General features: G+C 73.4%; 13 protein-coding genes and 2 pseudogenes. 11 read left to right on the top strand and 4 right to left on the bottom strand.

What is annotated here, in order from left to right; all coding sequences use genetic code 11:
- Nucleotides 1-113: 113 nt before the first annotated feature.
- Nucleotides 114-8,255 carry a DNRLRE domain-containing protein gene (locus ACFV8H_RS38110; protein WP_380408906.1) on the bottom strand — a complete coding sequence of 2,714 codons (8,142 nt, stop codon included), beginning with the start codon at nt 8,253-8,255 and terminating at the stop codon, nt 114-116.
- A 497-nt stretch (nt 8,256-8,752) separates the two neighbouring features.
- Here ACFV8H_RS38110 and ACFV8H_RS38105 point away from each other — a divergent pair, with 497 nt between their 5' ends.
- A complete protein-coding gene (locus tag ACFV8H_RS38105; RefSeq protein ID WP_380408904.1) occupies nt 8,753-10,285 on the top strand; it encodes a flavin monoamine oxidase family protein in 1,533 nt (510 codons plus the stop codon).
- Nucleotides 10,282-11,631, top strand: coding sequence for a glutamate-cysteine ligase family protein (locus ACFV8H_RS38100; protein WP_380408902.1), 1,350 nt, complete (start codon nt 10,282-10,284; stop codon nt 11,629-11,631). Before ACFV8H_RS38105 ends, ACFV8H_RS38100 begins: the two co-directional genes overlap by 4 nt.
- 82 nt (nt 11,632-11,713) lie before the next feature.
- Here the strand turns inward: ACFV8H_RS38100 and ACFV8H_RS38095 are convergent, their stop codons facing one another.
- Nucleotides 11,714-11,887, bottom strand: coding sequence for a CsbD family protein (locus ACFV8H_RS38095; protein ID WP_380408900.1), 174 nt, complete (start codon nt 11,885-11,887; stop codon nt 11,714-11,716).
- Between the two features lie 298 nt (nt 11,888-12,185).
- Between ACFV8H_RS38095 and ACFV8H_RS38090 the strand changes: the two genes are divergently transcribed.
- The 7 genes and pseudogenes from ACFV8H_RS38090 to ACFV8H_RS38060 all read left to right on the top strand — a co-directional run bounded on the left by ACFV8H_RS38090 (nt 12,186) and on the right by ACFV8H_RS38060 (nt 20,526).
- On the top strand, nt 12,186-12,668 hold the full coding sequence (locus ACFV8H_RS38090) for an STAS domain-containing protein (RefSeq protein WP_380408898.1): 483 nt from the start codon (nt 12,186-12,188) through the stop codon (nt 12,666-12,668).
- A 10-nt stretch (nt 12,669-12,678) separates the two neighbouring features.
- A complete protein-coding gene (locus ACFV8H_RS38085; RefSeq protein ID WP_380408896.1) occupies nt 12,679-13,161 on the top strand; it encodes an ATP-binding protein in 483 nt (160 codons plus the stop codon).
- A 213-nt stretch (nt 13,162-13,374) separates the two neighbouring features.
- On the top strand, nt 13,375-14,301 hold the full coding sequence (locus tag ACFV8H_RS38080) for a SigB/SigF/SigG family RNA polymerase sigma factor (RefSeq protein ID WP_380408894.1): 927 nt from the start codon (nt 13,375-13,377) through the stop codon (nt 14,299-14,301).
- 203 nt (nt 14,302-14,504) lie between these two features.
- Nucleotides 14,505-17,234 (top strand): annotated as a pseudogene (locus tag ACFV8H_RS38075) (ATP-binding protein); the annotation flags it as partial.
- Nucleotides 17,231-19,573, top strand: a complete 2,343-nt coding sequence (locus tag ACFV8H_RS38070) for a SpoIIE family protein phosphatase (RefSeq protein WP_380408892.1) — start codon at nt 17,231-17,233, stop codon at nt 19,571-19,573. The pseudogene ACFV8H_RS38075 and the gene ACFV8H_RS38070, both read left to right, overlap by 4 nt.
- Nucleotides 19,574-19,777: 204 nt before the next feature.
- Nucleotides 19,778-20,203 (top strand): ATP-binding protein, encoded by a 426-nt coding sequence (locus ACFV8H_RS38065; protein ID WP_380408890.1) that lies wholly within the window; start codon nt 19,778-19,780, stop codon nt 20,201-20,203.
- A gap of 131 nt (nt 20,204-20,334) precedes the next feature.
- Entirely contained in the window at nt 20,335-20,526 is a 192-nt protein-coding gene (locus ACFV8H_RS38060; RefSeq protein WP_380408888.1) for a hypothetical protein, read from the top strand.
- A 34-nt stretch (nt 20,527-20,560) separates the two neighbouring features.
- Here the strand turns inward: ACFV8H_RS38060 and ACFV8H_RS38055 are convergent, their stop codons facing one another.
- Nucleotides 20,561-20,911 (bottom strand): MarR family transcriptional regulator, encoded by a 351-nt coding sequence (locus ACFV8H_RS38055; RefSeq protein ID WP_380408886.1) that lies wholly within the window; start codon nt 20,909-20,911, stop codon nt 20,561-20,563.
- A gap of 148 nt (nt 20,912-21,059) precedes the next feature.
- Here ACFV8H_RS38055 and ACFV8H_RS38050 point away from each other — a divergent pair, with 148 nt between their 5' ends.
- Together ACFV8H_RS38050 and ACFV8H_RS38045 are read left to right on the top strand one after the other, a co-directional pair.
- Nucleotides 21,060-21,788, top strand: coding sequence for a FadR/GntR family transcriptional regulator (locus ACFV8H_RS38050; protein WP_380408884.1), 729 nt, complete (start codon nt 21,060-21,062; stop codon nt 21,786-21,788).
- Between the two features lie 122 nt (nt 21,789-21,910).
- On the top strand, nt 21,911-22,255 hold the full coding sequence (locus ACFV8H_RS38045; RefSeq protein WP_380408882.1) for a hypothetical protein: 345 nt from the start codon (nt 21,911-21,913) through the stop codon (nt 22,253-22,255).
- 93 nt (nt 22,256-22,348) lie between these two features.
- Here the strand turns inward: ACFV8H_RS38045 and ACFV8H_RS38040 are convergent.
- Nucleotides 22,349-22,566: pseudogene (locus ACFV8H_RS38040) on the bottom strand (hypothetical protein); the annotation flags it as partial.

Below are 22,566 nucleotides of genomic sequence, written 5' to 3'. Positions count from 1 at the left end.
CATTCACCCTCCCGGGTGGGGCCGGTCCCCACGGGGGGGCGGGGGCACCCGGGGGAGCGCGGGGGGCGGCCGCGCGCCCCCCGGCGATCCGGTTCAGGTCAGTGGGTTCGGGGTCAGTAGGGGTGGGCCGTCCTGGCCGTCCTCCTGCCCCGCTTGGTCTTCACCACGACGCGCAGACGGGTCGTGTGCCGGCCGTTGCCGTCCCGGCCGATGATCCGGCCGAAGTCGTGCTCGTAGATCCGGCCTTCGCGGCCGCCCGTGTTGGGCCTGCTCTTGCCCTTCTTGACGGTGGTGTGGATGAGGTACTTGACCTCCTTGACGTTACGCGAGCGGAAGCGGCTCTTGCCAGCGATCCGGCTGCCCGCACCGTGCCCGCCGAGGATGTGCGGCAGGTCGATCTGGCAGGAGTTCCGGTTGTGCGCGACCACCCAGTCGTCGCCGGAGCGGACGCTGTAGGTGTGCTGGTCGCCGATGGTGAGGTTGACGACCAGCTGGTCGGGGACCTCACCCAGGTCGGTCACCCGGGTGACGGTGACCGGGGTGCCGGCCGGGGTGACCAGGGCGTCGCCGACGCGCACCTCGGCGGCGTCGGTCCAGCCCCGGTCGTGCACCCAGACCGGGTGCTCGGCGGTGGCGCGCAGCGCCTGACCCGCCGGGCCGCCCTGCTGAGCCTCGGTGTCCCGACCGGCTTCGGCACCGCGGTCCGCCGCGGTCTCGATGTCGACCAGGTGCTTCGTGCCGTACCCGTAGATGACCGACAGGACCGGCTCGGGCCGGGTCGCGCCGGTGGCCGGGTCGGTGGACAGCACCTCGTCGCCGACCTGCACCGCGCCGATCGGCAGCTGTCCGCCGTCGCCCATGAGCACCGGGGTGTCGGGGGCGAAGGAGTTGCAGCCGGTACGGCGGAACACGGACCGGGCGCGGGAGGCGAACCTCCTGGTCCGGCTGGCGGCCCGGGTCGCGCGGGCGGCGGTGAAGCCGGCCCGCACCGCGGTGTTGGCGCCGACCAGGCCGGCCGCGGCGGTGACGCCCATTTCGGCGGCCTTGCGCCAGTTACCGGTGGCCGCGTACGAGACGGCCGAGATGCCGGCGGCCACCGAGCCGATCGGGCCGGGGATGTACGACGCCACCTCGGCGACCTTGGCGACGACGTGCACCGTCTTCTTCAACCACTTGGGCATGCCCCAGTTGCCGTCGAGGTCGGTGCAGTTGACCGGGTCGCCGGTGCAGTAGTCGTACGGGCTCGCGTTGCCGCCAGGCATCGGGTCGACCTGGAGGAAGCGGCCGAGGGCCGGGCTGTACAGGCGTGCGCCCATGAGGACGTCGCCGTCCTGGGCCTCGGCGGAGCGCTGCTTGCCGCCGAGCCAGCCGTAGCGGACGGCGGCCTGGCCGTCCTGCGGGATGCCGAACTCGTCGAAGTCCAGCACCACCGGCTTGGTCAGCGCCGGGTCCGTGGTGAGGACCACCGAGCCGAACAGGTCGGTCAGTTGGAGCTGGACGTCACCGGACCTGCCGGTGGTGGCGACCAGGTCGGAGTCCGGGCCGGAGACGTTGCGGGTGACGGTGCCCTGGGTGGTGTCCTCGACCGTCCAGCGGACCTCGTCGGAGTCGTCGCCGTAGTGGTTCAGCTTCGACGTGGCGTTGGCCCAGGTGCCGTCGGCCTGCTTCTTGCCGGTGGTGAACGCGGTGAAGCGGTGCGCGGCGTCGAGGGCCCACTGCTGCTTGGTGTCTCCCTTCTCCTGGGCGGCGGCCTTGTCGTTGGCCCAGTAGGTGTTGGCGGAGCCGGTCGCGGTCTTCACCGTGCGCCCGAAGGCGTCGTAGGCGAAGCCCGCGTCGGTGAGCCGGTCGGCGCTGTCGTAGGCGTGGTTCTCGGCGACGGCCCCGGTCGTGCCGCAGGTGCCGTCGAGGGCCGAGGGCAGGGTGGTCTTCGACAGCCGGTTGGAGTGGCCGTCGAACGCGTACTGGCGGGTGACGCAGCCGCTGGTGGTGGTCGACTGGCGGGCCTTCACCAGGCGGCCGAGCCGGTCGTACTCGTAGCTGCGGGTGGCGGTGGAGCTGGTGTTCCTGGCCACCTGGCCCTGGGTGGAGACGTCGCTGGTCTGGGCCCAGACCACGGCGTTGTCCGAACTGCGGGTGTAGGTACGGCCGGTGGCCTCGCCGACGGCGTTGAAGCTGTCCTTGCGGACGATCCCGCCGGGGTAGGTCTGCTCCACCAGTTGGCCGTCCGGGCCGTAGGCGGCGGTGAACTCGCCCGCGACGCTGTCGTTGACCGAGGTGACCAGGCCGCGCGGCTCCTTCGCGCGGTCGTAGGTGTACGCGGTGGACCCGGTCGGGTCGCTCACCTTCACCGGCTTGCCGAACCTGTCGAACTCCGTGGTGGTGGTGCCACCGTCGGCGTCCGTGTACGAGACCAGGCGGCCCAGCGCGTCCATGACGCGGGTGAGCGACTTGCCGCCCGCCGTGGTCCGCACCGCGTCGCCCGTCGCCGGGTCGTACTCGGTGGTGACCGGGGGCAGCGGCAGACCCTCGTCCGAGGTGATCTCGGTGGAGACGACCCGGTCCGCGGCGTCGTAGCCGATGACGGTCCTGCGGGACTTGCCGGCGTTGGTCTCGGTGGTCTCCTCCGGTTCGCCGAACGGCGAGTAGCGGGTGACCCGCTTGACCGGGAGCGTCGTCGGCATCCGGGTCGGGTCCGCCCCGGTGACCGCGCCGCCCGGCAGGGTGGCGCACGGGCTGCCGGCCCACTCCGGACGGTTGCCGCAGAGGGCGTCGTCCGGGTTGGCCCCGGCGGTGTAGAACACCGACCTGACGGTGCCCGCGTCGTTCCCGGTCGAGCCGGGCTTGCGGGACTCGACGGCTCGGCCGGCGGCGTCGTGCTTCACGTACGCGGTCAGCTTGGCGCCGAGCGCGTCGGTGGTGACCGAGGTCGCGGCCTTCACCGACCAGCCGGGGGTGCCGCCGATCGGCGCGTCGTAGCCGGTCCTGGTGACGCGGAGTTCGACGTCGTCGGCGTAGCCGTCGATGCGGGCGCCGTCGGTGGCGGTGGTGACCAGGTGGTAGGCCCGGCCGTCGGGCCTGCCCTCGTCGTAGGTGGTGGTGTTGTGGTCCCGGGCGACGACCGGGGTGCCGGCCGGGAGGGTCGGGTTGAGCGTGGTCTTGGTCAGGGTGACCCGGTCCAGACCCGCCTGGTAGTACGGCGCGACGGCGGCCGGGTTCTTCCCGGTGACGGTGATCCGCAGCTCGTGGTCGCCGCGGGCGAGGCGGACCGTGCCCCCGGCCGTGAAGGCGGTGCTGGTGACGCTCGGGCCGTAGCCGTCGAAGGTGCCGCCGACGTTCCGGCCGTCGATCGACAGCTGGACGATGCCGTAGTCGGGCGCCTTCGTCAGCAGCGCGCCGAGCTGGTACTCGCCCTCCTCGGGCACCGAGACCCGGAAGGAGGCGTTGTCCCCGACCTCGTTGGCGCCGAAGAAGACCTGTCCGCCGCCGGACCAGCCGGCCCCCGCGCAGCACTGCGCGAGCGTCTGCACCCGCACCGGGTCGGTCGCGCCCAGCTGGACCAGGCTCTCGCCCTCGGCCGTGAAGGTCGCGGGCGAGCTCTGGCCCTCGACCTGCTCGGCGAGCGAGGCGCGGTAGGCCGGGCCGAGCGTGTCGACGACGTCGAGGCCGTCCGGGGAGAAGACCGTCCGGTGGTCCAGCAGCCGGGCGCGGGAGGCGGAGTCGGCCGGCAGGCCCAGTTCCGCGACGAAGCGCTCGGATTCCGGGTGCGTGCCGAGCGCGATCGCGCGGTCGGTCGCCTCCAGGGTGCGGACGGGGTGGCCGTAGCGGTCGTACTCCTGGGTGTCGATGTCACCGCCGGGGGTGATGGACGGGCCGGCCGTGTTGACCTCGTTGCCGGAGGCGTTGAGGTAGTGGACGGTGGCCGGCCGGTAGCCGTCCGGTCCCGGCCTGGCGGCCGAGGCGGTGCCGGTGCCCGGGTCGTCCTCGGGGCCGAACACGGCGGTGGCGTCGGTCGGCGCGTCGGTCTGTGCCCACCTGGCGACGTCCGCGCCCGCCAGGTCGTACGGACCGCCCGACGCGCGGGTCAGCGGCACGTCGTAGACGACGGCCGTCGCGGTCTCGCCGACGACCTGGTCCTTGGAGCCCTGCGCCAGGGCCGCGCGGCGGACCTTGAGGAGTCGGCCCGGGTCCTGGTCGGCCGCGGCCCTGCCGAAGTCGAAGTCCCACGGCAGGTCCCCGGCCGGGGAGATCCGGGTGACCCGGCCCGCGTCGTCGTAGCCGTACGCCGTCTTCAACGGCTGGGCCAGGCGCGGGTCCCAGACCTGGACGAGGCGGCCGCGGTCGTCGTACAGGTAGTGCGCGACCTCGACGGCCTCCTGCTTGGCGGTCGCGGGGTTCCACGACCAGACCCGGACCGCCTTCACCCGGTCGGTGAAGTCGCCGGGGGCACCGGCGGCGGCCGTCGTGGCGGTCGCGTAGTCGTAGTCGGTGACCTCGCAACCGCGCGGCAGCGGGTCCACGGCGCAGCCGTTGGCGTCGTCCACGCCCGGCTCCACGGGCGCGATCACCCGCTTGACCAGCGCGCGCCGGTCGGTGGAGTCGTAGACGTACCGGGTGGTGGACGCGGCGTCCGGGCCGGTGGAGGACTGCACGGTGTACACGTCGGAGTCGCCCTGGCGGGCGAACACCGTGGTGGAGCCGTCCAGTTCGGACAGCGTGTAGGCACCGCCGGTCGCCTTGAGGCCGAGGTGCTCGGCACCGGGCTCGGGGGAGAGCGTGCCGTCCTGGGCCCGGGCGAAGGTGACCGAGGTGTCGTCGGTGGCCTTGAGCACCGCGGCGTCGGCGCTCGGGAAGGCGAGCGAGACGAACTCGGCCGCCTCGCCCTGCGCCCCGCCGGCCCACTGCGGACCGAACGGTGCGACCAGCTCGCGCACCGACATGCCGTCGAAGTAGACGGGCTTGTCGGCGTTGTCCGAGTGCCCGTTGTAGAGCCGGACCTGCGCCTCGGTGGCGTCCGCGGCGAGCGTGACGTCGGTGGTGAGCTCCGCCCAGGCGTCGGTGTACGGGGCCTTGCGCGAGACGGTCGTGGTGAGCGCCCCGGCCTTGCCGTGGACGACCACGATCCGCATGCCGCGGTCGTCGTACCCGGCGGTCAGCCCGGTCGAGGACGGCACGTAGACCCAGGCCTTGACCCGGTAGGTGCGGCCGGGCCTCATGCCCAGCTGCAGCCCGCCCGAGCCGCCGAGCAGCGCGTAGGTGTCACCGGACTTGTTGGCGTCCGGCAGCACCTTGAGCGAGTCGGTCGAGGAGCCCTGGCCCCGGTCGGTGGCGCGCAGCGCGGTGCCGGGGGTCGCCAGGAAGCCGGTGGTGTCGGTGGACACCTGCTGCTGGTTCGCGGTCAGCCGCTCGCCCTGCTCCTGCCAGCCGCGGTCGGTGCCGCGCGAGGAGGAGGAGCGCTTGGTGGCCATGCCGAACTCGTCGGTGTCCGTGACGTCGACCGAGTAGTCGCCGGTCAGGAGGTTGACGGAGCCCGGCCCGACCGGGGTGCCGGCCGCGCCGTCGGCGTTGGGGTCGGCGGTGAAGGTCGACCAGGCCGTCGGGTAGACGGGGTCACTGTCCTTGTCGGTGTAGAGCAGCGCGCGCACCTGCACGACGCCGCCGACCTGGCCGAGCGACTCCAGCACCGACCAGTTGGCGTGGGCGCCGAGGTCGGACAGCCGCGGCCGGGCGCCGGTGACCGGCGTGTTGTCGGCCTTGGCGAGGTGGGCCGCCGGGACGTCGAACTCGGCGGCACCGGGGCCGCGGCGGTACTGCCAGGTGACCCGGGTGAACTGGCTCTGGGCGTCGACCGCGAGCTTGACCCGCTTCGCGGCCTGGGTGCCGTCCACCGGCGAGATCACGCCCGCCTTGCCGACCCGGAAGGTGTAGGCGGCCGGGTCCGAGAGGTTGTCGGCCCGGTCCTTCGTCTGCACCTTGAGGACGTGGGTGCCGTCGGCCGGCGGGGTGATCGAGGCGGTGGTCGCCCCGGTCGCGTCCACCGTCGTCGGCGCCTTGCCGTCCAGGGTGTAGAGGTAGCCGACCACGTCGTCGGTGCCGGCCGGCGGGGTCAGCGTGAAGCGCCCGGCCTGGCCCGCGGCGCCGTGCCAGGCCTCGTCCGACGGGTAGTCGGGCGAGGTGACGAAGGGTGCGCCGGGCTTGGTGGTGTCGGCGACGACGACCACGTCCTTGGGTGCCCACGGGGAGTTGTCCGTGCCGTCCCAGAGGCGGGCGCCCATCGAGTAGGTGACGCCCTCGTCGAGCTTCGCGATCCCGAAGTCGGCCGGCTTCACCTGGGCGTAACTGCCGTTCGGGACCTCCTTGTAGACGCGCTTGACGAAGACGCCGGCGCGGTACAGGTCGAAGTCGGCGCCGACCCGGCCGCCGCCGTCGGGGTCACTGGCCAGCACCTGGAAGGTGGGCGTGGCCGAGGAGGTGTAGCGGGGGTTGCCCTGGCGGGCCGGGAACACGTCCACCGCCGGCGGGGCCGTCGGGATCGTGTTGTACGTGACCGACAGGTAGGGCGGGTTGGAGCCCTCGGCGGAGTCGAAGCGCTTCCAGGAGTACGGGCTGGTCTCGGTGGAGGCGCGCAGGCCCAGGGCGTTGTTGGTGTAGCCGTTGTCCGACCACGCGGTGACCAGGTTCGTCACGTCCTGGCCGGCCCAGGCGTTGCCGCAGCCTGCGGCCTCGTTGCCGGTGGTGGTGCTGCTGGTGGCCCACATCCTGTTCCAGCCCGGCTGGTTGGTCCAGCGGGTGGCGGTGGACGCCATGCCGGTGTCCCAGACCTCCCAGGACCACGGCTCGCAGGACCACGAGTGGAACATGTAGAGGTTGAGCTTCGCCGAGAGGATGTGCTTGCCGTGGTACGGCCCCTCCGGGAAGTGCAGGAACGACCGGGCGACCTGGCCGCTGCCGTTGTTGCCGAGTTTCAGCTCCGGCGAGGAGGACTGGTCGGTGCCGTAGCCCTGCTGGACGAAGGTGTCGAAGGACGGCCCGACGGTGAGCGCCGGATCGATCGTCACCGGGTAGCTGGTCGCCGGGTCGGTGAGGAAGCCCGCCTCCGGGGTGAAGACCAGCTCGGCGTCGGAGCCGGAGCCGCGCAGTTCCATGGCCACCGGCGCACGGTGGTCGTGCTCCTGCGAGTTCGGGTCGACCTTCGCGTCCCACATCACCGGGGCGGGGATCTTCGCCCGGACCTTGCCGGACGGACGCTCGGTCAGCTCGATCGAGCCGTCGTCCGTGCGGACCGCGTCCAGGCCGCTGGTGTCGATCGGCAGCGTGATCGTGCCGGCCTGCGAGACGGCCGAGCGGTCCTTGACGATCAGGAACTGCTCGAAGCCGGTGCGGGTGGCCTCCAGGACGAGGTCCACGCCGGGGCGGGCGTCGGCGTAGGTCGCCCTGCTGCCCTCCAGCTTCGGCTTGGGCAGCCGGCCGAGCCAGCCGAACTGCACCTGCTGCTCGCCGCTGCCGATCTTCACCAGCTCGCGCTCGGCGGGCTCGGTGGGGGCGGGCTCGGCGGCGGACGGCTCGGTGGGCTTCGCGAACGGCGTGGACTGCGGCGGCTGGGCCCCGGGCGTCGCCGCGCCGACGGGCGGGCGGGCCTCGCCGCGGGCGGCGCGGGTGGCGGCCGGGGCCGCGGTGGCGGTGGCGGTGGCCGGGGCGGGGGCCGCTGGGGCTGCTGCTGGGGCGGTGGGGACGACCGGGTCACCGGTCTTCACCGAGGCGTCGCCGCCGGCGAACGTCAGGCCCTCCGGGTGGACCTTCGGGGCGACCTTGCCGTCCGCGGTCTCGACGAGCGTCGTGTCGACGGGGACCCAGGCCTCGCCGACCTTCACCCGGACCGGTCCGGTCGCGGCGTCCTGGGTCAGCGTGCCCTCCGGGTTGGCCCAGAGGGTGGTGGTGGCGGTCCGAGCCCCGGTGACCTCGATCCGGTGGCCGTTCAGCCGCGCCGCCAGCAGCGCCGACGCGGTGTCCGGCGCCTCGTTGACCGTTGCGGTGGCCGACGCGGTGTCCGGCGCCTCGTTGACCGTTGCGGTGGCCGACGCGGTGGCCGACGCCTTGGCGCCGGCGGGCGCGGCGAAGGCCTCGGACGTCATCGCGTCGAGCGCGACCCCGGTCTCGACCAGCATCGCGAGCGCCGCTATGACGGCTGTTCGCCGCAGTCTGCGCGTGGTGAAGGCCCCGCCCCCGAACTCGGGCGAGGCCTGCTTCCTCGATGGCAAGAGAGTTATCTCCGTGAATAGTGACGGTAAAGAGTTTGCTGCTCCTCAAAGATCGCAGAGCCGTTCGGGCCGGAAGACCATATTGGATATCGAATCGGCAAAGTCTGCACACTGATCGTCCCTTATGCCCGAATAGAACAGGGATCGACGATTGTGCGTCAGTTGGCCATGGGGAGAGCCGGTTTGTTCGTCGGCGTCCGGGTCGGGCAATGCCCGGGAATCCGCAGGTCGGCCGGGTCGGTGGACCGAATCCGCCGGTGCCCGGCGCCTCCCGGTCCCGACCGTTCCGCCGTCGCCGACAGCCCCTTCGGCTCCTGGCGGCCGGACTCCCGCGGAATGCTCGCGTCTGGAGGGGGATCGTCGTCCGGGATCTCCAGGTCGTGGACGGTCGTGATGACGCACCGCGATCGCGGTCACCCGAATCGGCGACCCGCGGTGGCCCGCGCAGAACGCCTGCCCGAGGCTTGCCGAGGGGGCGTGGCCGATTGGTGGTGTCGATGTTCGATACGAGCTTCGCGTTCCCGGAGGAGCTGAAGGCGCCGGTCCCCGCCGGCCGGGCACGGGTCGCCGTGGTCGGGTCGGGCGTCGCCGGGCTGGTGTGCGCGCACGAGCTGCAACGCCGGGGGTTCGACGTCGTCGTCTACGAGCGGGCGAACCGGCCGGGCGGGCGGGTGCGCACCCACCGGTTCTGGGACGGCACGCACGTGGACCTGGGCGCCATGCGCATCCCGGGCAACCACCACTGCGTGCTGCACTACCTCTCCCGGTTCGGGCTGGCGACCCGCCCGTTCGTCAACGTCAACCCGCGCGCCTACTACCACCTGCGCGGCCGGCGGGTGCGGGTGCAGGACGTCGCGGCGCTGTTTCCCGTCTATGCGCTGCGCCCGGCCGAGCGACAGGCGCCGACGCCCGTGCTGGACCACCTGCTCGGCTCGGTCTGGCGCACCCTCACCGTCGACCAGCAGCGCCGCACCCTGGAGGGCCACTGGGACGACCCGGCGCTGGAGCGGGCGGCCTCGGTGTCGCTGTGGCAGTTCGTCCACGAGCACCTGTCCCAGGACGCCTGGGACCTCTTCGGGCACGCCAGCGGCCTCGCCCACTACGAGCAGTCCTCGCTGTTGGAGGTGCTGGTCGACTACTTCGGCCTGTTCCACAGCGAACAGGTCGAGCTGGTCGACGGGCTGGACGCCCTGGTCCACGCCTTCGTCCGGTCCCTGCGGCCCGGCACGCTCCAACTCTCCACCCAGATCGAGGAGCTGGCGCTGACCGCGGACGGCGTGCAGATCCGCGGACGGCGGATCGGCGCCCGCCTGCTCGACCACGCCGACTACGTGGTGTGCTGCGTCCCGGCGCCCGCGCTCGACCGGATCGCCGTCACCCCGGAACTGCCGCACGCCCAGCGCCACGCCGTCCGCGGCATCAGCTACGCGAGCAGCATCAAGACGGTCCTCCACCTGACCCGCCGCCGCTGGGAACTGGAGGACGGCATCCACGGCGGCGGCAGCTTCACCGATCTGCCGATCCAGCAGTGCTGGTACCCGTCCGACAACGCGGTGCAGGTCGTCGACGGGGTGGACGGAAGCGCCGTACACCGGTGGGCCGCACGCGACCCGCGGCGCTCGGCGGAGCCGGCGGCGCTGGTCGGCGCGTACCTGTGGGGCGCCAACGCCCGGCGCTTCGCCGCGCTCGTGGCGTCCGACCGCGACACGCTGGTGCTGGACTGCCTGGAGAAGCTGCACCCCGGCATCACCGCGGACGTCGACGACATCGTGCACTGCAACTGGGACGTGCAGACCGGCATGGGCGGAGGCGCCTTCGCCCACCTCACCCCCGGCGAGCACACCCGCTACCTCGGCGTCCTCGGTGCCCCGCACCCGGCGGACCGGCCCCGCGTCTTCTTCGCCGGTGAGCACCTGTCCGGCGCCCACGCCTGGTGCCAGGGCGCCGCCCGGTCCGCGCTGGACGCGGTGATCGCGGTGCTCGACCGCGTCGGGCACACCCGGAGCACCACGCGGGCCGGAGCGGCATGAGCGAGCGGGAGCTCAGCCGGGACGACCTGCGCTCGCTCTTCCTGCCCCCACGCCACCGGCGGGAACTGGTCGGCATCGAGGTCGAGTGCGGCCTGGTCCACCCGGACACCGGGCTGGCCACCCCCTACTACGGCGAGCGCGGCGTACTGGCCGTGCTCGAAGCGGCCCTGGAGCAGTGGGGCGGCGAACGGCAGGAGGACACCGGCCGGCTCACCGGCATCACCCTGCCCGACGGCGGGCAGCTCACCCTGGAACACGGCGGCCAGATCGAGTACTCCTCGCCCCCGGCCGCGAGCCTCGCCGCCGCGGTGGACGGCCTGCGCGCCGCCCTGGAACAACTCGCGGAACTCGTCGGCCGGTTCGGCCTCGCCCTGCTGCCCGGCGGCAATCTGCCCTTCGACCGCCTCGGTGACACGACCTGGGTCCCGATGACCCGCGGCGCCCTCATGCGGGCCTACTTCGCCCGACTCGGGGACGACGGCAACCGGGCCGGGCACGTCATGGCCCACTCGCTCTCCACCCAGGTCACCCTGGACCACCTCGCGCCCGAAGACTTCACCGAGAAGCTGCGGATGCAGATGGCCGCCGCTCCCGTCGTCTCCGCCCTCCTCGTCAACTCCCCGCTGCAGGCGGGACGTTCGGACGGCCTGCTGTCCCATCGCTGCTGGTCCTGGCTGCGCATGGACCCGCGCCGGCACGGCGTCCTGCCACCCGCACTGCGGCCGGACGTCACCGTCGACGACGTGATCGACTGGGCCCTCGGCATCCCGCTCATCCACTACCGCACCGCCGACGGCCACTACCACCCGGGGCCCGACCGACCCTTCGGCGAGCTCCTCCGCCACGGCCTCGACGACGGATCCGCAGCCACCCTCGCGCACTGGGCCGGCCACCTCAACCAGCTCTGGACGAACACCCGCGTCCGCGGCACCCTCGAACTACGCGCTGCCGACGGCCCGCCCCACCCGCACATCCCCGCCCTCCCGGCGCTGTGGACCGGCCTGACCTACCATCGCGAATCCCGCATCGCAGCCTGGGAGTTGCTCGGCCACCACACTCTCCAGGAGCACAACGCGGCCCTCGCCGCACTGCCCGCCGCCGGCCTGGACACCCGCCTCGGCGACACCCCTGTCCGCCCCCTCGCCGCCGAACTCCTGCGCCTCGCCCGCACCGGCCTCGCCGCCCGCGTCGCGGCCGGACTCGAACCCCCACACGTGCTCACCTACCTGGACCCGCTCGACGACATCCTCACCACCGGGCACACCTTCGCCGAACAGTGCCTCCACCGCTGGCACGGCGACCTGCGCCAGGACCCCGGCCGGTACGTCGCCGCCTACCGGATCTGACACCCCGGTGCTCGGCGCACCGGCCCGGCGGCCGCGCGGGGCGGCCGCCGGGTGCCAGGTGTCGGGTGCCGGGTGCCGGGGGTCAGTGCTTCCCGGCGTCCTTGACCTTCTCGACGGCCTGCTTGAGGTCGCTCTTGATCTGCTCGCCGCGGCCCTCGGCCTCGACGACGCGGTCGCCCGTGGCCTTGCCGACGGCTTCCTTGGCCTTGCCGTGGGCCTTCTCCGCCGCGTTGCGCAGCTTGTTCTCGGTACCCATCGCGTGCGCTCCTCTCGTACGGGGGCGGGTTGCGCCCCGCGCTGCGTCTGCCCGTGCGGACCGGCTTCACACCCGGATCACCCGGCGTTGCCCCGGTGATCGCCCCGGCCTCCGGTCCGTCGGTGCGTGTAGCCGCGAGGGGGTCGGGCAGACGCGGGGCATGGACGACGAGCGGGCGGTACGCCAGGCCACACCGGGGGCGAGCCCGTGGGCTCCGGTCGTCCGCGCGGCCGGCGGTGCCGCGCGGCATGATGGGCGTGGCGGCGCATCGCCGTCCCGACCGGTCAGGGAGCGTGCCATGCCACGGCCAGGCGAGGATTCCACCACGGCCGAGGGGGACGGGGGCGAGCTGCGGGTGACGGCGGACCGCCGGGGGTCGGTCCTGGTCGTCAGCGTGGCGGGGGAACTGGACCACGACACGGCGGGCGAACTGCGTGCCGTGCTCGCCCGCCCGGTGGGCGACGGCATCGACCGGGTCGTGGTCGACCTGGCGGACCTGCGGTTCTGTGACTCGACCGGGCTCAACCTCCTGCTGCGTGCCCGCATCGAGCGGGAGCAGGCCGGGCTGCGCCTGGACGTCGCGGGTCCGCGCCCGATGGTGGCGCGGCTGTTCGCCATCACGGGAGCCGACAGCGTGCTGCGGATCCACCCGGACGTCCGGTCGGCGCTCGGATCGGCAGACCTGCCGGACCCGCCCGACCCGCCGGACCCGCCCGACCCGCCGGACCTGCCGGACCCGCCGGAGGCGCCCGGCACCGCCCCGCCGGCCGGTCCGGTGTGAGGAGGGCGTGATGGACCTCCCCGGGCAGGGCCCGTCGCCGGGCCGTGAGCGCACCAGGCGGATGGCGTTCACCGGAGTCGACGGCGCGGTGCGGCGCAGCCGTGAGTTCAGCCGGGACGTGCTGCGCTCCTGGCACTGGCTGCCCGCCGCCGACGACGAGCAGTCGGCCGTCACCGAGGACGTCCTGCTGATGGTCTCGGAGCTGGTGACCAACGCCTGCCTCCACGCCCCGGGAGGCCCTCGCGAACTGCGGCTGCACTGGGACGGGGCCCGGCTGCGGGTGGAGGTCACGGACGCCAGTCCGGTGCCCCCGCGGCTGCGTCCCGCCGCCGAGCCGGGGCGGCCGGGCGGTCACGGGCTGCGGGTCGTCGACCGGCTGGCCGGGGCCTGGGGATGTGTGCCCGAGGAGGGTGGGAAGCAGGTGTGGCTGGAGGTGCCGTCCCCGCTGGACCACCACGTCCGCCGCCCAGGTGTCCACCCGGGCAAAAGGTAATAAACCGATCTAAACATGACTTGAAAGTCGTATGTCGGGTAGGACAGTCATGCGACGGCCGAGCACGACCGGCCGTTCGCCGACACCGACCCAGGTGCCTCCGGGGCCTCGTTGGAAGCAGCCAGGCGCAGGCCCCGGGGGAAGAAGCCCCGCCGGGCGGGCCGCAGGCCCGTCGGCGTTACCGGGCACTCACCCGATGCCCAGGAGAACCCCGTGTCCACTCCGCTCAAGCACGTTCACGCCCGACAGGGACCGGTCGGCCCCCCGTGCCCCGTCCCCGACCCGCCGCCGCGACCCACCGAGGCCGAGCTGCGCACGATGGGGAAGACCGAGGCGCGCGAACTCAGCGACGCGCTGTTCCGGCGCCTGGCCGAACTGCCCCGGGAGAGCGGCACGTACAGCTACGTCCGCGGCACCGTCATCGAACTCAACATGCCGCTGGTGCGCTTCATCGCGGCCCGCTTCCGGCACCGCCCCGAGGACATGGACGACATCCTCCAGGTCGGCACGATCGGCCTGATCAAGGCCGTCGACGGCTACGACCCGCAGCGCGGCGTCGAGTTCATCACCTACGCCATCCCCACCATCGCCGGTGAGATCAAGCGCTTCTTCCGCGACACCTCCTGGCCCGTCCGCGTGCCGCGCAGCATGCAGGAGCTGTACCTGACCGTCACCCGCGGCTCCGACCGGCTGGAGCAGGAACTCGGCCGCCTCCCGCACCCGGAGGAGATCGCCGAGGACCTGCACCTGACCGTCGAGGAGGCGACCGAGGGCCTGGTGGCCGGCCAGGTCTACCGCCCCAACTCCCTGGACGCGCTGCGTGACCAGGACACCGACGAGACCGGCAGCGCGCTGCTCGACCGCCTCGGCGGCTGCGACCCCGGCATCGACCTCGCCGACTTCCGCACCGCCGTCCGGCCGTTGCTCGCCGAACTGCCCGAGCGGGAGCAGACGGTCCTCAAGCTGCGGTTCTGGGACGGCTGGACCCAGTCCCGGATCGCCGAACGGATCGGCGTCTCCCAGATGCACGTCTCCCGGCTGCTCACCGCGACCCTGGCCCGGCTGCGCGAACAGCTGGAGAACGAGGACGCCCCCGGCTGGCGGGACGAGGAGCCCGACGCACCGGGACAGCCGCACTGACCGCCTTCGAGCGGGTGACACCTGACCCGCGTGCCACGTTTCGGCCTTCGGTGGGACAGTGGGAGCAGGGCGGCATCCGCCGTCCTCGGGCCGGGACGCCCAGGCGGGGCGCCGGGCCCGGGGTGTGACCGATCCGGATGGTGGGACGCATGGACGAGCGGCCGGACCCCGACGTGCAGCCCGCGGACCCGGCGGAACGGGCGTTGCGCCGGCTGCTCGCGGGGCTGACGGCCGTGCGCGACGGGGACTTCCGTACCCGGCTCACCCAGGACCTGCCCGGCGTGCACGGTGAGATCGCGACGGTCTTCAACGGGATGGCCGAGCAGCTGGCCCGGGTGACCTCCGAGGTGACCCGGGTGGCCAGGGAGGTCGGCACCGAGGGGCGGCTCGGCGGGCAGGCCGAGGTCGACGGGGTCTCCGGCACGTGGAAGCGCCTCACCGAGAACGTCAACGAACTGGCCGGCAACCTGACCCGGCAGGTCCGCGCGATCGCCGAGGTCACCAGTGCCGTCGCGGCCGGTGACCTCACCCGCTCGATCAGCGTGGACGCCTCCGGCGAGGTCGCCGAGCTCAAGGACAACATCAACGCCATGGTCGGGTCCCTGCGCGACACCACGCTGGCCAACCAGGAACAGGACTGGTTGAAGACCAGCCTCGCCCGCCTCTCCACCTCCCTCCAGGGGCAGCGGGACGTGCAGGCGGTCGCCGACATGATCACCGACGAACTGACCGCCCTGGTCGGCGCCCAGTACGGCGCCTTCTACCTCGCCGAGGAGACCGGCGAAGGGACGGAACTCGCCCGGATCAGCACCTACGGCCGGGCGGCCGCCGCCCCCGCCGACCAGCGCGTGAAGCTCGGCGAAACCCTGGTCGGCCAGGCCGGGCGCAGCCGGCGCGTCATCGCCGTCGACGACCTGCCGCCCGGCTACGCCACCATCGGCTCCGGGGTGGGCGCCATGGACGCCCGCTCGCTGGTCGTCCTGCCGATCGCGGCGGAGGAACGACTGCTCGGTGTGCTGGAGTTCGCGTCCCTCCACCCGTTCACCCCGGTGCACCGGGCCCTCCTGGAGCAGTTCACCGAGTCCTGCGGCGTCAACATCGGCACCCTGCTCGCCAACGCCCGCACCGACGAACTGCTCGCCGAGTCCCAGCATCTCACGGTCGAACTCCAGGCCCGGACAAGGGAGTTGCAAGCCGGACAGGAGGAACTTCGGCGCTCCAACGCGGAGTTGAAGGAGCAGGCCGCCCTGCTCGCCCAGCGCAACCGCGACATCGAGGCCAAGAACCTGGAGATCGAGCAGGCCCGCCAGGAACTGGAGGAACGCGCCCGGCAGTTGAGCCTCGGCTCGACGTACAAGTCCGAGTTCCTGGCCAACATGAGCCACGAGCTGCGCACCCCGCTGAACAGCCTGCTCATCCTCGCCCAACTGCTCGCCCAGAACGCCGGCGGCAACCTCACCGCCAAGCAGGTCGAGTACGCGGGCGTCATCCACTCCGCCGGCGCCGACCTGCTCCAGCTCATCAACGACATCCTCGACCTCTCCAAGGTCGAGGCCGGCAAGATGGAACTGACCCCCGAACCCTTCGCCGTGCGCGAACTGCTGACCTACGTCGAGTCCACGTTCCGCCCGCTGGCCGACCACAAGGGGCTGGGCTTCGAGGCCACCGTCGCCGACGCGGTGCCCAAGGAACTGCTGACCGACCAGGCCAGGCTGCGCCAGGTGCTGCGCAACCTGATGTCCAACGCGGTCAAGTTCACCGACGCCGGCCGGGTGGAGCTGCGGATCGAGCGCGTCGAAGGAGCCGACCTGCCCGCCGAACTCGGGCAGACGGGCGCGGCGGTCGCCTTCCACGTCGACGACACCGGGATCGGCATCGACCCCGCGCACCTCGACAGCATCTTCGGCGCGTTCCAGCAGGCCGACGGCACCACCAGCCGCCGCTTCGGCGGCACCGGCCTCGGCCTGTCCATCAGCCGGGAACTCGCCCGGCTGCTCGGCGGGACCCTCACCGTCACCTCCACCACCGGCGAGGGCAGCAGCTTCGCCCTCTACCTCCCGCTCAGCGGGCCGAACCCCACCGGGCCGAACCCGAACGGTTCGTTCCCCGAGGGTCCGCGGGGGATCCTGGTGGTCGAGCCGGACCCGCCGGCGCTGCTCACCCTGATCGTCCGATCGGCCGTGACGTTGATCGGCGAGCCGGACCCGGCGGTGCGGGTGACCGGCGCCGGCACCGAGGCGGTGCTCCGGGCCGCCCTGGCGGAAGGCGTGCACCGCTGCGTCGTCATCGACCTGGCGCACTCCGGCGACCTCGCCCCCGCCCTGCTCGACGCCCTTCCGGACGGCACGCCGGTCCTCGGCTACCAGGAGGACGGCGGCCGGTCCGACGCAGCTCCCGGAGGCATCGACCTCGCGCAGGGGCTGGACGACCTGCGCGACCGTGTGATCCGGCTGCTCGGCGGTGGCGGTGGCGGTGGCAACGGTGGTGGTGGCGGTGGCCGCCGCCCGGCCCGGCCTCGCGCCGTCACACCGCCGGCCCGTCCCCCGGACGATCCGCTCGCCGGGCGCAAGGTCATGATCGTCGACGACGACGCCCGCAACGTCTTCGCCCTGGCCGAGGCCCTGGAACAGCGCGGCCTGGCCGTCCTGCACGCCGCCGACGGGAAGGCCGGACTCGACCTGTTGCGCGGCCACCCCGACACCGGTCTCGTCCTGATGGACGTCATGATGCCCGGCCTCGACGGCTACGCCGCGATCGCCGCCATCCGCGCCGACGAGCGCTTCGCGCACCTGCCGGTCATCGTCGTCACCGCCAAGGCCATGCCCGGTGACCGCGACAAGAGCCTCACCGCGGGCGCCGACGACCACATCACCAAGCCCGTCGACACCGCCCGCCTGCTCGCCCGGATCGAGCACTGGCTGGGCCGGTCATGACCGTCGGGCGCCGGTCACCGGAAGCCGCAGCCGCAGTCACGGCCACCGTCACAGCGGAAGCCCTCGCCGAGACGGTCCGACGGCTCCAGGACGCGGCCGGGCGGGTCGACTCCGAGGCCCGTGGCCGAGCGGCCGTCGACCTCGCCACCGGCATCCTGACCGAACGTCTCGGTGTGCTGCCCGCCGAAGCCGCCGCCCACCTCGCCCGGCTGGCCCACGAGGCCGGCGTGCCGATCGAGGCCCTGGCCGCCGACGTCGCCGGACTGCCCGATCTCGCCGGACCACTCGACCTCGCCGGACCACCCGACGCCGGGCCCGAGACCCCCGCAGGGTCCGCGGCAGGTTCGCGGCCCGGTTCACCGCTCGGCTCCCTGTCCCGTCCGTCCGCGCTCGCCGCCGCCTCGGACCTGCAACACGCCGCCGACACGGTGCTGGAGCAGTCGGGGGAGTCGCTCGGCCTCCATGCCGTCGTCGTCTGGCAGCGGCTGCCGGGCGGCGTGCTCGCCCTCGCCGCGCACGCCGGACTCCCCGCCGCTGCGGCCGAAGCCTGGAGCCGCGTCCCGCCGGGCGTCCCCACCCCCGCGCAGCGGGTGATCGCGGACGGCGCGGACCTGTGGCCCGGGGACCCGGGCACCCGGGACCCGTCGGTGGGGGCCGGATCGGCACGGGCGGTCCTCCCGCTGCTCGACCACGGACGCCGCCGGGGCGTGCTGGAGGTCCTGTGGCCGAGCCCGGGCCCCGCACTCGACGCGTCCCGGCGCCGTGAGCTCCGCGCGATCGCCGACCTGTGCGCGACCCTGCTCCCCGACACCGGTTCCGCGGTGCCCCCGGAGGACTCGGCCGATCTCCTGGACGGGCTGGTCACCCCCGCGCTCCTCCTGGAGCCCGTGGTCCGGGACGGGCGGGTGGCGGACTTCACGGTGCTGCGCGTCAACGCCCGCTTCCGCGATCCGCTCGGCCGTCCGCGACAGGCGCTGGAGGGAGCCTCGCTGCTGGAGGCGTATCCGGTCGCGTCCTCCACCGGCCTCTTCGAACGGCTGGTACGCGTGCACGAGACCGGTACGCCGCTTCGGGGCGAGAGCGTCCGGCTGGTCTTCCGCGACCACGAACTCGCCGTCCCCGCCACCGTCCTGCTCGGTGTCGTCCCGCTCGCCGGGAAGGTGCTGGTCGAGTGGCAGCAGGAGGCGGGGCGGCCCGGAGCGACCGAACAGGCCGCCCTGCTGCACCAGGCGCAGCGGCTCGCCAGGGTGGCCGGGTTCGAGGAGCGCACCGTCGACGGCCGGATCCGCTGGAGCGAAGGGCTCCGCGAACTGTACGGGCTGCCGGCGGACGCCGATCCCCTCGCGCTGGTCCGGCTCACCGAGCGCACCCACCCCGACGACGCCCCGGCCGTCCGGCGGCTGCTGGACCTGGTCCACCGCCATCACCGCACCGCCGCAGCGGTCTTCCGGCTGGCACAGCCGGACGGCACCCACCGACACACCCGGCTGGTCGTGGAACCGGTCCTGGACGACGACGGTCGGCTGACCGCCGTCCGGGGCGCCTACCAGGACGTGGCCGCCCAGCACCGGACGGAGGTCGCGCTCGGTGCCACCCGGGAGCGCCTGGCCGACAGCGAGCAGGAGTCCGCCGAACGCGAGCAACTGGCGCTGCGGCTCCAGCAGGCCATCCTGCCCGCCGCCCCGCCCCCGCTGGGTACGAGCGGGCTGCGCGCCGCCGCGCGCTACCGGCCCGCGGCCAAGCGCGACCGCGTCGGCGGCGACTGGTACGACGTCCTGCCGCTGCCGGACAAACGGGTACTGCTGGCCGTCGGGGACGTCGCCGGGCACGGCGTCGGCGCGGCCACCGGCATGGTCGCACTGCGGCACGCGCTGCGAGGCCTCGCCGTCACCGGTGCCGGCCCGGCCCGACTGCTGGAGTGGGTGAACACGGTGGCCCTGCGCGAACCCGGCCAGGTCACCGCCACGGCCGTGTGCGTGCTGCTGGACCCGGGCAGTGGCGAGCTGCGCTGGGCCCGGGCCGGTCACCTGCCGCCGGTCCTGGTCGGATCGGACGGCGCCGAGGTGCTCCCGCTGCCGCGGGGTGTGCTGCTCGGAGCCGTGGAGGGAGCCCGCTACGAGGAGCGGACCGGGCGGCTGGCGCCGGGCGACGTCCTGCTGCTCTACACCGACGGCCTGGTGGAGCGCCGGGACCGCCCGGTGGAGGAGTCCGTCGACGAGCTGATCCGTGCCGCCGGTGCCCCGGGCCCGGACCTGGAGCGCTATCTCGACCGCCTGTTGGAGCTCAGCGCGGCCGACACCGACGACGACACCTGCCTGATCGCCGTCCAGGTGGAGTAGCCCGGCCCGTGGGGTAGCCCGGCCCGGGGGCCGTCGGCCGCGCCTTCGCCCTCCGGGTGCCGGTTCCTCGACGTGCAGCGTTAGGGGAGCACCGGGCCGGGTAGGCGCGACCCGGCGAAGGTCGTGGCGGGGATCCGCCGCCAGGACGTCTCCGAGGAGTGCGCGCGGCGGGACTGCCGGGCGCATCGAAGGAGGTGCGCGCGCGTGAACGGGACCGAGGCCGCTACCCCGGTGCCGTCGCCGACCCGTTCGGTGGCGCGGTGGCTACCGCTCTCGGCCCGACCGGGCACCGCTGCCGAGGCCCGCGCCTTCACGAGTGCCTTCCTGACCGGCACCGCCGACCCGAGGGCGGTGGCCGACGCCGTCCTGCTGGTCTCGGAACTCGTCGGCAACGCCGTACGGCACACCGGCAGACCGCGGGCACTGCTCCTGATCCGCGCCGGTGGACGGCTGCGGATCGAGGTCGGCGACGCCAGTCCGCGGCCGCCGTCGCCCCGGTCGGCGCACCGGGCGGGCGACCAGGGAGGCCTCGGGCTGTTCCTCCTGGACCGGCTCTCACTCCGCTGGGGGTGGCGCCCGACGGGGACGGGCAAGACGGTCTGGTGCGAGCTGCGGCTGCCCGCCGGGTGACGCCGAGGTGCGCGTGTCGGCGAAGAGAAGGACAGTCCCTCCCGGAGGTCCGTGCTCACCGCGTTTGCCTCCCGGCCGCCCGGGGAGACGCCGGGTCGAGGGGAGGAACCGTGCAGAGGAGGAGATGAACCATGTCGAACGACGAGCAGACGCGGGAGCGGTCCGCGGAACAGCGGAACATCACGGCGCCGACGCCGGCGGACGTCCGGGCGAAGGCCGAGGAGGCCGAGGAGGCCAAGGGACACGAGGAGGCCAAGGAGCACAACGAGACCGAGCGCGGCCAGGTGAGCGCACCGCCGGCGGCGGACACCCGGGCCCCCTGACCGCTGCCCGGCGGTAGGAGTGCACGGCAAGGCCTCAGGTCCGGGGTGACTCCAGCGCGGTGGGGGCCGGGTCCCGGTGTCCGTCGGCGGTTGAGCGCAGGAGCGTGGCGAGGAGCTCGGAGACCGTCGGGCCCGCGTCGGCGGGGTGACGCAGTTGCTTGCTCGCGGTGACGCTGTAGTGGTTGGCGCGGCCCTGGCGTTCGTGGCTGAGGTATCCGGCCTGTTCCAGGTCGGTGATGATGCGCTGGACGGCGCGTTCGGTGAGCAGGCAGCAGGAGGCGATGTCGCGCACGCGGATGCCGGGGTCGCGGGCGATCTGGACCAGGACGCGGGCGTGGTTGGTCAGGAAGGTCCAGTGCCGCTCGGTCGCAGTGCCGTTCTCCATGTGTCCACGATAGGACCCTGGTTTCCCGGTCGCCGAGACATGACGGGGCCTCCCGGCGCTGCACCACGTCGGAGGCCTTGTCGACGTGTGGACGTGCCGGTCAGAAGACACAATGTTCAAATGTCTGACGTTTGTATATGGTGCTTCCATGAAACCCATCAGCGCACCACGGCGGACGGCCAGCCTCTCCGCCCAGCTCGTGGCGAGCCTCCGCTCGCACATCGAGGCAGGGGGCTGGCCGGTCGGGACGCGGATCCCGCCGGAGCAGGCCCTCATCGAGGAGCTCGGGGTCGGCCGCAGCACACTGCGGGAGGCGATCGGTGCCCTGGTGCACCTCGGCCTGCTGGAACCCAGGGCAGGTGACGGCACCTACGTCCGCTCCTCCAGCGAGCTCCAGTCGGTCATGGTGCGGCGGGCGGGCTCCGCGAAGCGGGACGACGTGCTGGAGCTGCGGACCGTCCTGGAGGAGTTCGCCTCGGGCGCCGCGGCCCTGCGCCGCAGCGAGGAGCAGGTGCGGCAGCTGCGGGAGCTGCTGGCCGACGCCGAAGCGGCCGTCGCGGGCGAGGACGCGGCCGCGGCCACCGACGTCGACGCGCTCTTCCACCGGTCCGTCGTCCGGGCGAGTGGGAACGACCTGCTGATCGAGGTCTACGACCACCTCGGCACGGCGCTCACCTCGCACCTGGGAGGCCTGTCCTGGGACGCGGCCCACGCCGAGGAGCACGCCGGCCTGCACCGGCGGCTCGTCGACGCGATCGAGGCCCGGGACGCGGGCGGCGCTCGTGGCGCCGCGGCCGCGATCGTCCGGCTCACCCACGACCACGGAGCGGCCGACGACAACGGAGCCGCTGACGCTCGCGCGGCCGAGGACCGGTGAGCCCGCGGCCGACCCAGGTGCCCCGGCACTCCGCACCGCACGCCTGCACAGGTTTTCCCGGCTGCCAAGGAGATCACTCGTGTCCCGGTGACGACGCACGGGAGGGCTACCGGACGTACAACGTGGTCAACCCGCACGACGACGGCATCTCCCTCGACACGGTCGTCGACTGGCTGGTGGCAGCCGGACATCCCCTGACACGCGTCCAGGACCACGCCGAGTGGATCGACCGCTTCGAGTCCGCCCTGCGCGGCCTGCCCGACCGCCGCCGCCGGCATTCGCTGCTCCCGTTGCTGCACGCCTTCACCGAGCCGGAACGGCCACTCGCCGGATCCGCCCTGCCGGCGGACCGGTTCCGCGCGGCAGTACGGGCCGCGGCCCTCGACGACGGCAACGACATCCCCCACCTGTCACCGGACCTGATCACCAAGTACGTGGCCGATCTCCGGGCGCACCACCTGATATGACACGACCCGTGACCGCCGCAGGGCCCGCCATCGTCGGCCCTGCGGCGGGGAGTCACGTGGAGGTCGTCGTCGACAGGCCCTGGTCGACGGCGCCTACCGGCGGGAGTCGTTGGTGTTGGGCTGGGTCTTCTGGTTGTAGATCTCCTTGCCGTCCGCGTTGTAGGCGTGGACGTAGGCGTCCGGGGGGAAGGCCTTCGGGTCGGGGCCGGCGGTGATGGCGGCCGCGTGGACGAACGCGCCGTCCGCCATGACGGCCGGGTACTGCGTCGGGTCGTCGCCGTAGCTGATGGTCACCTTGGCGACATCGGGCG

Origin of the sequence: Kitasatospora sp. NPDC059827, from assembly GCF_042731675.1 — a bacterium.
Classification (GTDB): Bacteria; Actinomycetota; Actinomycetes; order Streptomycetales; family Streptomycetaceae; genus Kitasatospora.
This window is presented reverse-complemented; position numbering and strand designations above follow the sequence as displayed.

What these genes read in the sequence shown, in the direction of transcription:
- ACFV8H_RS38055 (WP_380408886.1), bottom strand. Translation starts at nt 20,911, where the DNA reads ATGGAGAACGGCACTGCGACCGAGCGGCACTGGACCTTCCTGACCAAC.
- ACFV8H_RS38085 (WP_380408896.1), top strand. Translation starts at nt 12,679, where the DNA reads ATGGACCTCCCCGGGCAGGGCCCGTCGCCGGGCCGTGAGCGCACCAGG.
- ACFV8H_RS38100 (WP_380408902.1), top strand. Translation starts at nt 10,282, where the DNA reads ATGAGCGAGCGGGAGCTCAGCCGGGACGACCTGCGCTCGCTCTTCCTG.
- ACFV8H_RS38050 (WP_380408884.1), top strand. Translation starts at nt 21,060, where the DNA reads ATGAAACCCATCAGCGCACCACGGCGGACGGCCAGCCTCTCCGCCCAG.
- ACFV8H_RS38095 (WP_380408900.1), bottom strand. Translation starts at nt 11,887, where the DNA reads ATGGGTACCGAGAACAAGCTGCGCAACGCGGCGGAGAAGGCCCACGGC.
- ACFV8H_RS38060 (WP_380408888.1), top strand. Translation starts at nt 20,335, where the DNA reads ATGTCGAACGACGAGCAGACGCGGGAGCGGTCCGCGGAACAGCGGAAC.
- ACFV8H_RS38090 (WP_380408898.1), top strand. Translation starts at nt 12,186, where the DNA reads ATGCCACGGCCAGGCGAGGATTCCACCACGGCCGAGGGGGACGGGGGC.
- ACFV8H_RS38070 (WP_380408892.1), top strand. Translation starts at nt 17,231, where the DNA reads ATGACCGTCGGGCGCCGGTCACCGGAAGCCGCAGCCGCAGTCACGGCC.
- ACFV8H_RS38105 (WP_380408904.1), top strand. Translation starts at nt 8,753, where the DNA reads ATGTTCGATACGAGCTTCGCGTTCCCGGAGGAGCTGAAGGCGCCGGTC.